Source organism: Providencia sp. PROV_01 (assembly GCF_053098325.1).
Genome location: NZ_JBRFKD010000002.1, coordinates 1,129,196 through 1,141,919, shown reverse-complemented (window position 1 = coordinate 1,141,919; position 12,724 = coordinate 1,129,196). Strand labels below are relative to the sequence as shown.

The 12,724-nt window shown below is 39.5% G+C and carries 10 protein-coding genes; 4 read left to right on the top strand and 6 right to left on the bottom strand.

Annotated elements, in window-relative coordinates:
- Positions 1-113: 113 nt before the first annotated feature.
- The 6 genes from hupB to bolA all read right to left on the bottom strand — a co-directional run bounded on the left by hupB (position 114) and on the right by bolA (position 7,810).
- Positions 114-389, bottom strand: coding sequence for a nucleoid-associated protein HU-beta (hupB, locus tag ACU696_RS05765; protein ID WP_004914513.1), 276 nt, complete (start codon positions 387-389; stop codon positions 114-116).
- A gap of 226 nt (positions 390-615) precedes the next feature.
- On the bottom strand, positions 616-3,054 hold the full coding sequence (gene lon / locus ACU696_RS05760) for an endopeptidase La (protein ID WP_004914515.1): 2,439 nt from the start codon (positions 3,052-3,054) through the stop codon (positions 616-618).
- A 206-nt stretch (positions 3,055-3,260) separates the two neighbouring features.
- Positions 3,261-4,538 (bottom strand): ATP-dependent protease ATP-binding subunit ClpX, encoded by a 1,278-nt coding sequence (clpX, locus tag ACU696_RS05755; RefSeq protein WP_004914518.1) that lies wholly within the window; start codon positions 4,536-4,538, stop codon positions 3,261-3,263.
- Between the two features lie 114 nt (positions 4,539-4,652).
- On the bottom strand, positions 4,653-5,273 hold the full coding sequence (clpP, locus tag ACU696_RS05750; protein WP_004905443.1) for an ATP-dependent Clp endopeptidase proteolytic subunit ClpP: 621 nt from the start codon (positions 5,271-5,273) through the stop codon (positions 4,653-4,655).
- A gap of 540 nt (positions 5,274-5,813) precedes the next feature.
- Positions 5,814-7,118 (bottom strand): trigger factor, encoded by a 1,305-nt coding sequence (gene tig / locus ACU696_RS05745; protein ID WP_004914522.1) that lies wholly within the window; start codon positions 7,116-7,118, stop codon positions 5,814-5,816.
- A gap of 353 nt (positions 7,119-7,471) precedes the next feature.
- A complete protein-coding gene (gene bolA, locus ACU696_RS05740) occupies positions 7,472-7,810 on the bottom strand; it encodes a transcriptional regulator BolA (protein WP_004914525.1) in 339 nt (112 codons plus the stop codon).
- Between the two features lie 256 nt (positions 7,811-8,066).
- Between bolA and ACU696_RS05735 the strand changes: the two genes are divergently transcribed.
- The 4 genes from ACU696_RS05735 to cyoA all read left to right on the top strand — a co-directional run bounded on the left by ACU696_RS05735 (position 8,067) and on the right by cyoA (position 12,722).
- Complete coding sequence (locus ACU696_RS05735; RefSeq protein ID WP_004914528.1) at positions 8,067-8,648, top strand: YajG family lipoprotein; 582 nt, start codon at positions 8,067-8,069, stop codon at positions 8,646-8,648.
- A gap of 130 nt (positions 8,649-8,778) precedes the next feature.
- Positions 8,779-10,281, top strand: coding sequence for a muropeptide MFS transporter AmpG (gene ampG, locus ACU696_RS05730; RefSeq protein ID WP_004914530.1), 1,503 nt, complete (start codon positions 8,779-8,781; stop codon positions 10,279-10,281).
- A gap of 272 nt (positions 10,282-10,553) precedes the next feature.
- Complete coding sequence (locus ACU696_RS05725) at positions 10,554-11,324, top strand: nucleoside-specific channel-forming Tsx family protein (protein WP_004914534.1); 771 nt, start codon at positions 10,554-10,556, stop codon at positions 11,322-11,324.
- Between the two features lie 426 nt (positions 11,325-11,750).
- Positions 11,751-12,722, top strand: coding sequence for a cytochrome o ubiquinol oxidase subunit II (gene cyoA, locus ACU696_RS05720; RefSeq protein ID WP_209102243.1), 972 nt, complete (start codon positions 11,751-11,753; stop codon positions 12,720-12,722).
- Positions 12,723-12,724: the final 2 nt, after the last annotated feature.

Here is a 12,724-nt window from a genome sequence, read left to right as displayed (position 1 = left end):
AAAGAAAAAAAAGCGCACCATTTCAATGGTGCGCTTATATATTAGCTGATTAAAGACATTCCGTCAGTTTGAGTTTTCGCAAAAATACGAGAAAGACAAACTTAAATACCTAATTAGCTATTTACAGCGTCTTTAAGACCCTTACCTGGACGGAAAGCAGGAACTTTCGCCGCAGCTATTTTAATTTCTTTACCCGTTTGAGGGTTACGGCCTGTACGTGCTGCACGCTCACGAACAGAGAAAGTCCCAAAGCCAACTAGAGCAACATCGTCCCCTTTACTCAAAGAACCCGTTACGGTAGCAACGAACGCGTCAACAACACGACCTGCTGCAGCTTTAGAAATATTCGCATCAGAAGCGATTTGATCAATCAGTTGAGCTTTATTCACTCTTATCATCCCCATATTAGTTGGACTATAAATCTCTTAATTAACTATAGCAGTTATTAGTATAGTTAATTAATGATGCAGCCGTTATATCAATCCTGATTACCAATGGCAAGAGAACAGATTGCATACAAACAATTATCAGAATCATCGTTAAATTAGCGATGAAAAAAAAGGCTGACAAGCCCTAAATTAGCTGTCAGCCTTAATTTTATACAAACTTCTTGATTCAGCTCACTCTTTTAGCTTTCTTTTTAACTACTTCAGCTCCAAAAGGAGGATTAACTAAAGCCAAAGATAAGACTTCTTCAATCGTTTTCACAGGGTGAATTTCAAGATCTGCGATCACATTTTGAGGAATTTCTTCTAAATCACGTTCGTTTTCTTTAGGAATTAATACTGTTTTAATCCCTCCACGGTGTGCCGCCAATAATTTCTCTTTTAAGCCACCAATTGGGAAAACTAACCCTCTTAATGTAATTTCACCCGTCATAGCAACATCTGCTCTCACCGGATTACCCGTTAGGCAAGAAACTAATGCTGTAGACATCGCAATACCTGCACTTGGACCATCTTTTGGCGTTGCCCCTTCAGGTACGTGCACATGGATATCGCGTTTTTCATAAAAATCGCTATTAATACCCAGTTTTTCCGCTCGAGCTCTAACAACCGTTAATGCGGTTTGAATAGACTCTTGCATCACTTCACCTAAAGAACCGGTATAGGTTAGTTTGCCTTTACCGGGCACACAAGCAGTTTCAATAGTGAGTAAGTCACCACCAACTTCAGTCCAAGCAAGGCCTGTAACTTGCCCAACACGGTTTTCTGTGTCTGCTTGGCCGTAATCAAAACGACGAACTCCCAGATAATCTTTCAGGTTGTCCGCATTGATTTCAATGTGCTTGAGCTTTTTGTCCATAAGTAGCGCTTTAACTGCTTTACGGCATAATTTAGAGATTTCGCGCTCTAAACCACGAACTCCAGCCTCACGAGTGTAATAACGAATGATGCTCATTAAAGCACTATCATCGATAGTTAACTCATTCTTTTTCAACGCATTACGTTCAATCTGCTTAGACAGCAAATGTCTTTTCGCAATATTCAGTTTTTCATCTTCTGTATAACCAGAAAGGCGAATCACTTCCATACGATCTAACAATGGTGCAGGGATGTTCATTGAGTTCGATGTTGCAACGAACATCACATCAGACAAATCGTAATCCACTTCTAAGTAGTGGTCGTTAAAGGCAATATTTTGTTCTGGATCAAGCACCTCTAGTAATGCAGAGGCTGGGTCGCCACGCATATCAGATGACATTTTATCAATTTCATCCAGTAAAAATAGTGGGTTTTTGACGCCTACTTTTGCCATCTTTTGGATCAGCTTACCTGGCATTGAACCAATATAAGTACGACGGTGACCACGGATTTCAGCTTCATCGCGCACCCCACCTAATGCCATACGTGTATATTGGCGACCCGTAGCCTTAGCAATAGATTGCCCCAAAGAGGTTTTACCTACACCCGGAGGCCCAACCAAGCAAAGGATTGGCCCTTTAATTTTACTGACGCGGCTTTGCACTGCCAGATACTCTAAAATACGGTCTTTCACACGCTCTAAACCGTAGTGGTCGGTATCTAACACTTCTTGTGCTTTAACTAAGTCTTTTTTGACTTTGCTACGTTTATGCCATGGAACCTGCACCATCCAATCAATATAGCTACGGACAACAGTAGCTTCTGCTGACATCGGAGACATCATTTTCAGCTTCTGCAATTCTGCTTCGGCTTTTTCTTGTGCCTCTTTTGGCATTTTCGCTTCTTCGATTTTACGTTTTAGCGATTCATATTCGTCTGGCGCATCATCCATTTCACCCAGCTCTTTCTGAATAGCTTTCATTTGCTCATTCAGATAATACTCGCGCTGGCTTTTTTCCATCTGTTTTTTAACGCGGTTACGAATGCGTTTTTCCACTTGCAGCAACTCAGTTTCTGACTCCATCATGGCCATCAAAAACTCTACGCGTTCAGCAATATTTGCCATTTCTAAAACGCGTTGTTTATCTGCTAATTTTAATGGCATATGAGAGGCAATGGTATCTGCCAGTTTATCTAGCTGATCTTGTTCAATTGCATGTAACGCAGTTAGTACTTCAGGTGGAATCTTTTTATTCAGTTTTATATAGCTTTCAAACTGACTAACAATAGTGCGATACAATACTTCGTTTTCTTTTTCATCAAGTGCATCTGATGATTGAGAACCCGCTGCCGTTTCATCATACGGTGCGTGTTCAGATTCACTATTTTGCTCTGTTGCCAAATACTCTGCTTGCGCTAAGAAATATTCGCCATTATCTGTCAAACTGGTAATACGTGCGCGTCGTAGCCCTTCAACGAGGACCTTAACTGTACCATCAGGCAGTTTTAGCATCTGGATAACGGATGCAACTGTACCGACAGCAAATAAATCATTCACCCCTGGCTCATCAGTCGAGGCTTCTTTTTGTGCAACCAGCATTACCTGCTTGTCATGATCCATCGCTGCTTCCAGACTGTGAATGGATTTTTCACGTCCAACAAACAGTGGGATCACCATATGTGGGTATACCACTACATCACGCAGAGGCAATACTGGTATTTCAATGCGTTCGGAACGCTCAGGATTCATAAAGCTCTCTCTTCGTTTAGCTCACGCTAGTTTAAGGGTTTCTGTCTCTTGCTTTAAAATTGCTTTCTAAAACAAGGAAACCACACCTCAGAATATAAACTATATGGGGACAAGATTTTAGCATTCAATGGCTAGTTGAACATAAAAAACAAAATGAGGGAAACCCCTCATTTCGTTTGATTAACTATTGAACGTTTTATATGGGATTAGTTATCGCCGGAAGCTTGAGCATCAGGTTTGCTATATATCAATAGCGGCTCTGATTGCTCATTAATGACGTTTTCATCAACGACAACTTTTTCAACATTACTCATTGAAGGAAGGTCATACATCGTATTTAACAATGCAGCTTCAACAATAGAACGTAAACCACGAGCTCCGGTTTTACGTGCCATGGCTTTCTTAGCGATGGCTTTTAATGCTTCCTCACGGAACTCAAGCTCTGTATTTTCAAGACTAAATAAGGCTTGGTATTGCTTAGTTAATGCGTTTTTAGGTTCTTTCAGAATCTGAATTAATGCTTCTTCACTTAATTCAGTTAATGTTGCAACAACAGGCAAGCGACCAATAAACTCAGGGATTAAACCAAATTTAATTAAATCTTCTGGTTCTGCCTGCGTTAACAATTCGCCTTCCGTTGCTTTATCTGATTCACCTTTCACTTCTGCAGCAAAACCGATACCTGAACGGGTATTTAAACGCTGACCGATCACTTTATCGAGCCCTGCAAATGCCCCGCCACAAATGAAGAGGATCTTTGAGGTATCAACCTGCAAAAACTCTTGCTGAGGGTGTTTACGTCCCCCTTGTGGTGGTACTGCCGCAACAGTTCCTTCAATTAGTTTCAGAAGTGCTTGTTGCACACCTTCACCGGAAACGTCACGGGTAATTGATGGGTTATCTGATTTACGTGAAATTTTATCAATTTCATCAATGTATACGATACCACGTTGGGCTTTTTCAACATCGTAATCGCATTTTTGCAGTAATTTTTGAATAATATTTTCAACGTCTTCACCAACATAACCAGCTTCAGTTAATGTCGTTGCATCAGCCATTGTAAATGGTACATCCAAATAACGCGCTAAAGTTTCAGCTAAAAGTGTTTTACCACTACCTGTTGGTCCAATTAGCAAAATATTACTTTTACCTAATTCAACACCATCACTGGTTTTATCACCATTACGTAAGCGCTTGTAATGGTTATATACCGCAACAGCTAAAACTTTTTTCGCTTTTTCTTGACCGATGACATAGTCGTCAAGATGCTGCCGAATTTCATGTGGTGTAGGCAGTTCACTACGCTCACGATGCGGCGTAAGTTCTTTGATTTCTTCACGGATGATATCGAGACATAAATCTACGCATTCATCACAAATATAGACTGACGGACCGGCAATCAGCTTACGTACTTCATGCTGACTTTTTCCGCAGAAAGAGCAGTAAAGCAGTTTTCCTGTCCCCTCTTTGCGTTTATCTGTCATCAGTTGACCTCACTTTTATCCATATTGTTTCGTTTTCGTTGATTAAAAAAACAAAACAACGATTTTCTTTAAAATAGTTTATGGTATGAACTAATTATACCAAAAGTTAACCCATTAACGGCTACTATAAATTTGGTCGACTAAACCATACTCTTTTGCTTCATTTGCAGATAAGAAACGGTCACGCTCTGTGTCTCGAGTAATTTCTTCAATGGATTTTCCCGTATGCAGAGCCATTAACTCGTTCATTCGAGATTTCACTTTAAGAATCTCTTGGGCATGGATTTCGATATCTGACGCTTGGCCTTGATAACCCCCTAACGGTTGGTGGATCATCACGCGTGAATTTGGTAAGCAGAAACGTTTACCTTTAGTGCCCGCCGTCAATAAAAAAGCCCCCATGGAACAAGCTTGCCCCATACAAATAGTGCTTACATCAGGCTTGATAAACTGCATCGTATCGTAAATTGACATTCCTGCGGTAATAACGCCACCTGGTGAATTAATATACAAATGAATATCTTTTTCAGGGTTTTCTGCTTCAAGAAATAACATCTGAGCGACGATTAAATTCGCCATATGGTCTTCCACTTGACCGGTCAGGAAGATAATACGTTCTTTTAATAGACGTGAGTAAATATCATACGAGCGCTCACCACGAGAAGTTTGCTCTATGACCATAGGCACAAGGGCCATTTGAGATGCTAATTGTTCCTGACTGCCAAAATGTGACATCGAAATCTCCTATTAAAAACGTTCTGGTGCTTGCGCCTAATTTGCTGTCTGCCTGCTATTTTGAGCAGAGATCATGCCACAAACAACGGTTTTAAAAAATTCCTGTGTCTGCAGGCTCTTTCAATTCTCTTATTTTTCTAGTTTAGCTAATATTTAACCAAATAACTGCAGAAATAAGAAGAAAATGCAGCTAAGTATGCTGCAGTAAATAAGACGCTCTTTAAAAGAGTTTAACACAAGTCTATTGGGTTACATGGAATTATACCATTAGAAAACCATACTTGATTTTCAAGGGAAACAAAATAACTCAGTTGGTTAATATCACCGTTTTCGACAATGTTAAGCTATTCAAAATAGTTCAAATTGCAATTAAAATCCCATTTAGACTACTTGAAGTATAGATAATATAATTAGGGTTTAAATGTGTTTTTCAAGGGTATCCTAATTAAATTCGCTAAAGTGATAATTTAAAGGCTTTAATTGACAAAAAACCCGTAGCAGTACACCACGGGTTTCATTATTTTATACAGCAAGAAAAAATTAACCTGCTTGAACTTGGTTCATCAGTTCAGTGAAGTTAGTTTCTTTTTCTGTCACTTTAGCAACTGCCAATACAGTTTCAACAGCTTGTTCTTCTAAAGCTAAATTACGAACGCTGTTCATCAGCTCTTCGTTTTTGCTGTAGTATTCGATAACTTCAGCTGGATCTTCATACGCAGAAGCCATTTCTTCAATCAGCGCTTTAACACGATCTTCATCAGCTTTCAGTTCGTTTTTGTTGATCACTTCGCCTAACAGCAGACCAATCACTACGCGACGTTTTGCTTGTTCTTCAAACAGTTCACGAGGTAATTCCATCGCTTGTTTTTCGTCGCCACCAAAGCGTTGTGCCGCTTGACGACGCAGAACATCAATTTCACCATCAACAACTGCAGCTGGAACTTCGATGTCATTCGCTTTGATTAAGCCATCAAGAACTTGTGCTTTAACACGGTTACGCACGGCATTTTTCAGCTCACGTTCCATGTTTTTACGTACTTCTGCACGCAGGCCATCTAAAGAACCATCAGCGATACCAAAACGCTTGATAAATTCTTCAGTGAATTCAGGCAGTTCACGTTGTTCTACTTTCTTCAGAACGATAGCAAATTTCGCAGCTTTACCTTTCAGGTTTTCAGCATGGTAGTCTTCTGGGAAGTTAACTTCGATATCGAATTCTTCACCCGCTTTATGACCAACAACACCTTCTTCGAAACCTGGGATCATACGACCTTCGCCCATAACCAGAGCGAAATCTTCTGCTTTGCCGCCTTCGAATTCTTCACCATCGATAGAACCGGTAAAGTTGATAGTGATGCGAGAGTCAGCTTCTGCTGCCGCTTCAACTTCTTTCCACTGCGCTTGTTGCTTACGCAGAGTTTCTAACATATTTTCCAGATCTTCGTCTTTTACAGAAACTGCTGGTTTTTCAACTTCAATAGTTTCTAAACCTGCTAATTCGATTTCTGGGTAAACTTCGAATTCAACTGAATAAACAAAATCTTTACCATCTTCGAGTTGCTCAGGCTTGTAGCTAGGCGCACCCGCTGGATTGATTTTTTGTTCAATAATTGCGTTGATGAAGTTACGTTGCATTACATCGCCCAGAACGTCTTGCATAACAGACGCGCCATAACGCTGTTTAACGATGTTCATTGGTACTTTTCCTTTACGGAAACCATCAACACGTACTTTTTTAGCAACACTAACTAATTCGCTATTAACTGCTTTTTCAATATCAGTGGCAGGAACGGTGATTGTTACACGACGCCCAAGGCCTTGAGTCGTTTCAACAGAAACTTGCATCTTCTTACCTCAAAATAAATCTTAGTGATCGGTCTACTCCAGAGTTATGCCATTAAATCATAATGGCTGTCTCCCTTCCAGAACCGGGGGGCGTTACTTTCGTAACGGTCAATCCCTGATATCAGAAGCGTCCCGAAACCTTACTGAAAATTAGACGCAGCATTATACCGATGCATGCGCCCTGAGTCGAGAAAAGCTGAGAAAAGAAGCGTTTTTTCCTCATTATTTGTGACTTTTCTGACTAAATTTTTTGTTTTTTCACCTAAAGTGAAGAAAAAACATTCACCAAGCTCATCATTGAGCATGGCTGATTATGTAAAGCATAGTCTCAGTGTATTAACTGAAACGAAAAACTACCGATTAACACCGCCAACACCACGACAAGCTGGTGATTTTAACGCAGTGTCAGCAAGCTCATTCCACTCTTGTTGTGTATATGTATGCAAAGCAAGGGCATGGATCCCTCCCGATAATTCGTCCGCTAAAATAGCATAAATTTCGCGGTGACGGGCAAGCATTCGTTTATTTTCAAATTTATCACTCACTAAAATAACTTTGAAATGGCTTTCAGACCCCGGTAACACATTGTGTTGGTGGCTTTCATTAATGACCTCCAAATGTGTAGGTTCAAAAGCAACGTGTAACTTTTGGTTCACGAGAGATTGCATACTTTGAGCTGCATTAGCGACCATAAAATGTTCCTTAATTAAAAATTATGCCCAGAGGCAATTATTTTTATTGTACGCGTTGATTATTGCTATCTTCTTATTATAGAAATATCCGATAATAACTTACCAATGTTATGATAGCGGCACATTGATGCGAATTTTTTCAAAAATTGTTGTCTAATAGTTCAGGATAAATAAGCCGCTAAGCTTTATATTGAACGACGGATACCCGCACCATAACGAAACATTTTCAATTAGGAAAGATGAACTGGAAAAAATTATGTTAAGAAAACTGTGTTTTCCACTTTTAGGGTTATTTCTTCTTGCGGGCTGTGCAACCAGCAGCAATACATTATCACTAGAGCCTAAGATAGCTTTACCTGCGAAAAACCCTACACTGAATGCAACTTCAATTAGTGTCAGCAGTGTCGATAACCGTACGAATAAATCCTTAGCAGAAGTTAATCGTAATGGTAGTTTAGTTGTACTGAACCCTTCACGCGATCCTCGTTATCTGATGCAAGAAGCCGTCGAAAAGCAAATGGCTGCACGTGGGTTTATGGTGACATCACCGGCAAATGTGAATTTAGTCGTTCAATTGAATAAACTCGATACCAAAGTAAGTGAAGGCAGCCTGCGCCATAATATTACTGTAAACTCCAGTGTCAGTATTATTGCAACAGCGCCAAATGGCTCGACAAAAACACGTTCATTTACCCGTAATTTTAATACACAAGAATTATTGGCTGCCAATAATGCCAAGATAGAAACGGCTATCAATAGCGCATTAACTGATTTAATTGCAGATATGGCAACAGACCAAGAAATCACCGATTTTATCAGACAAAATTCACGCTATTAATTGAGCAATCATTATCATTAAGTATTAAGCTACCTAAGCTCTCATTGATTGAGCTTGGGTAGCATAGCGCAGCCAATACCTCTGCAGCGCAATGTATTGCAGCAATATCACACTGGCTTAGAGGGAAATAATGCCTCGTTTTACTCTACCAAATAACATCACTTTAATCCTTTTAGGCTTTGTTTCTGGTCTACCTTTAGCTTTAACTGCAGGTACATTACAAGCTTGGCTAACTGTTGAAAATGTCGATATAAAAACCATTGGTTTCTTTTCATTAGTCGGACAGGCTTATGTGTTGAAATTTCTTTGGTCTCCAATGATGGACCGCTATACCCCACCCTTTCTTGGTCGTCGAAGAGGATGGCTATTAACCACTCAAATTCTGTTGATTATCAGCATTGCCGCTATGGGCTTTATGAATCCGTCAGAACATTTGTGGTACCTTGCTGCACTGGCGGTCACTGTTGCATTTTGTTCAGCCTCGCAAGACATTGTTTTTGATGCTTATAAAACCGACTTGCTGAGTGCAGAAGAACGTGGAATTGGCGCTGCAACCTCAGTTATGGGTTACCGGATCAGTATGTTAGTCTCAGGCGGCCTTGCACTTTGGTTAGCGGATAAGTTTTTAACGTGGAAACAACTTTATTTAGTCATGGCAGGGCTAATGATTATCGGTGTTATTGCTACATTACTTGCGAAAGAACCCGAAGAGAGTTGTGCTGCGCCAACGTCACTAAAAAAAGCGATTTACGAACCACTCGCTGAATTCTTTAGCCGGAACAATGCTTGGCTAATCTTACTACTGTTAGTTTTTTACAAACTTGGTGACGCCTTTGTGATGGCGCTCAACACCAATTTTCTATTAAATGCCCTTGGTTTTAGTTTAAGTGAAGTGGGTACCGTCAATAAAACTGTCGGTATGGCCGCAACCATTATTGGGGCGTTACTTGGTGGTTACTTAATGAAAAACATGAGCTTATTTAAAGCTCTGTTTATTTTTGGGCTTCTACAAGGTGGCTCTAATATAGGCTATTGGTTCTTAGCGATAACACCACCTCATATCCTAACCATGGGGTCGATTATATTTCTAGAAAATATCTTTTCTGGTATGGGAACCGCTGCTTTTGTCGCCCTATTAATGACACTATGTAATAAATCGTTATCCGCAACGCAATTTGCACTTCTTTCCGCTCTTTCGGCTGTAGGCCGTGTTTATATTGGCCCAGTTGCGAGTATTTTCGTCAGTAATTATGGCTGGCCACTATTCTACCTTATTTCAATCGCAGTTGCGGTTCCGGGTGTTTTGCTTTTATTAGCTTGCCGGACATCCCTAATATACACACAAGCAACAGGGTTATTTCAGCGGCGCCAGCTGTATGCAAAAGGCTATCGCATTGCCGTATATGCACTTATTACTGCCGTTAGCTTCCTTGCTATTTGGTTACTTTCATTACTTGTATTTTCATTTAGTGGTATGAAAGTTTATCTATTTACTACACAAATTGAATTTTGGCTGAGTTTACCTCACTACCAAAATCTTATTTTTAATACTGGCATTAGTATTGGTGCTATCAGCCTAGTTATTGGTGGTAGTTTAGACTACCTCGCCGTTCGCAAGACAGTACAACAATAACCCTTTCTATACTTTTCTCATTAACCCAACGATTACCTAAATAAAGTTTATTTATTTAGGTAATTTGATCTTTACCTATAAATTAGATCCAAATAACAAAACAAAGCGATAATGTCAAAATATCGTGATTGCGATCACTTCATACGTGCAAAATATTTCTTAATTGCAACTTTCAAGTCTAATATATCACAAGTTATAAATTGGTTAGCTAAAATGTTAATAACTAACGCTTTACTAAACCCCATTAATCTATAAGTGAAAATAATCTATATATGAAAAAAATCATTTACATTGCCACCTTAATTTCTCTAGCAGGTACGGCATATTCTGACGATATTATTGGCTATAAAAATGGCTTTGCTGATGTCAATGTAAACTATTTAGATTGGTCACATCGTACTGAAAATAAAACAGAAAATACGACACGTAAAAAAGACTTTGCCTATATTGAACTTGAAGGAGGTGCCAATTTTAATTGGGGGGAGTTATATGGTTTTTTTGATCTCGAAAACCCATTCCACAGCCAACACACCGATTCAGGACGAAATAAACGTTATACCATTAAAACAACAGGCCGCTTTTATTTAGGTGACACTGGTTTCAACCTATATGGCCATGTTTATGGTACTTGGTCATTACCTGGTGCCAAATATGGTGGTAATTTCCATGATGTGAACACTTTATATGGTATTGGCTATAACACGGCATTCGGTGACTTATGGTTTAAACCTTTTATTGCCCTTAATTACACCGACCAGACATTCTATTCAGGTAATAATGGATATGTCGCGGGTTGGGTAGCCGGCTATAATTTCAGCGTATTTGACGAAAATTTCATGATAACGAACTGGCATGAAATGGAGTTTGCTAGGAACAAACGCTATAACGGAGGCAAGAGTAATGGCATAAATGGCGCTCTCGCTTTTTGGTGGAATGCCACAAACCATGTTTCTGCTGGGGTACAATACCGCTATGCTGATAATAAATTAGGCGATACTTTCTACCAAGATGCAATCATTTATACATTAAAGTATACCTTTTAGCGCTCGATAGAGAATTGTATCAGAGTTAATAGTTTTCTTTTTTTTATCAGTAAAATAAGAATTTTTTTTATGATTTAGCCGATAAAGCAACCAAAATAGCTTTATCGGCAATAAAAACTGTAACTTCCCTTAGCATATTGCTAATCATTTATATCAGTTTCACTGTTTTTTCATTTCTTTTGTATATATTTTTCTTTGAAAAATTACTAAGATAATTTACTATTAATTGAGTTTTATCAATGCATACTTATAAATCTCATCAATTTTAACGTTTTCTTTATAAGCTCTTTACATGTGATCATATTAACATAAAGAGCTAACAATTCCGTTTCTTTGCCTTACAATCATTTACACTCGCATAACCTTACCGTAAAATGCCCGCACTGATGAAACGACAATTAGAATCTTTGTCATTTGGGGTCGTGGATGAGACTTATGAACTACAAAAAAAGCATTGGAGCAATCTCACTCGTTGTAGCTACCTTACTATTAGGTGGTTGCGATATGGTGTTGATGGATCCAAAAGGCGCCGTTGGCGTTAAACAAAAAGAGCTAATTCTTATTGCAATTGGCTTAATGCTACTTGTTGTTATTCCTGTTATTTTCATGACGATTATCTTCGCAAGAAAATACCGTGAATCCAACACGTCAGCTACTTACCGTCCTAACTGGGCTCACTCGAATAAAATTGAGTTAGTCTGCTGGACTGTTCCTATCATCATTATCATTATTCTGGGTGCTATCACTTGGAAGACGACACATGAGCTGGACCCGTATCAGCCATTAGTGAGTGATCAGGAACCTGTCACTATTGAAGTTATTTCCGCTGACTGGAAATGGATATTCATTTATCCAGAGCAAGGAATTGCAACAGTTAATGAAATCGCATTCCCTACAGGTGTGCCAGTTAACTTCAAAATCACGTCAGATTCGGTGATGAACTCCTTCTTCATTCCATCTTTAGGTGGCCAAATCTACGCGATGGCGGGTATGCAAACAAAGCTTCACTTAATCGCTAACGAACCAGGTACTTATAAAGGCTTCTCTGCAAGCTACAGTGGCCACGGTTTCTCTGATATGAAGTTTAATGCTATTGCAACTCCAGATCGTCAAGGTTTTGATGAGTGGGTACAAAAGGTAAAAGCTTCTCCTAAAACAATGGACACCATGCAGGCATTCGACGAAGTCGCTAAGCCAAGCATGAACGTTCCTGTTACCTACTTCTCTAGCGTGAAGCCTAAACTTTATGAAGATATCGTTCTGAAGTTTGGTCATGAGCACCATAAAGGTCACGCTCCTGTAGAAAATCAAAGTCATTCAATGAATGACCATAACGATGCTACAGGCAATTCAATGCAAATGAGCCACAGTGCTCATGCAGCAGGCGCTGAGGAATAAGG

Excerpts from the sequence above, each read along its gene's own strand:
- tig (WP_004914522.1), bottom strand. The coding sequence starts at position 7,118 with ATGCAAGTTTCTGTTGAAACGACTCAAGGCCTTGGGCGTCGTGTAACA.
- lon (WP_004914515.1), bottom strand. The coding sequence starts at position 3,054 with ATGAATCCTGAGCGTTCCGAACGCATTGAAATACCAGTATTGCCTCTG.
- cyoA (WP_209102243.1), top strand. The coding sequence starts at position 11,751 with ATGAGACTTATGAACTACAAAAAAAGCATTGGAGCAATCTCACTCGTT.
- ACU696_RS05725 (WP_004914534.1), top strand. The coding sequence starts at position 10,554 with ATGAAAAAAATCATTTACATTGCCACCTTAATTTCTCTAGCAGGTACG.
- ampG (WP_004914530.1), top strand. The coding sequence starts at position 8,779 with ATGCCTCGTTTTACTCTACCAAATAACATCACTTTAATCCTTTTAGGC.
- clpX (WP_004914518.1), bottom strand. The coding sequence starts at position 4,538 with ATGACAGATAAACGCAAAGAGGGGACAGGAAAACTGCTTTACTGCTCT.
- bolA (WP_004914525.1), bottom strand. The coding sequence starts at position 7,810 with ATGGTCGCTAATGCAGCTCAAAGTATGCAATCTCTCGTGAACCAAAAG.
- ACU696_RS05735 (WP_004914528.1), top strand. The coding sequence starts at position 8,067 with ATGTTAAGAAAACTGTGTTTTCCACTTTTAGGGTTATTTCTTCTTGCG.
- clpP (WP_004905443.1), bottom strand. The coding sequence starts at position 5,273 with ATGTCACATTTTGGCAGTCAGGAACAATTAGCATCTCAAATGGCCCTT.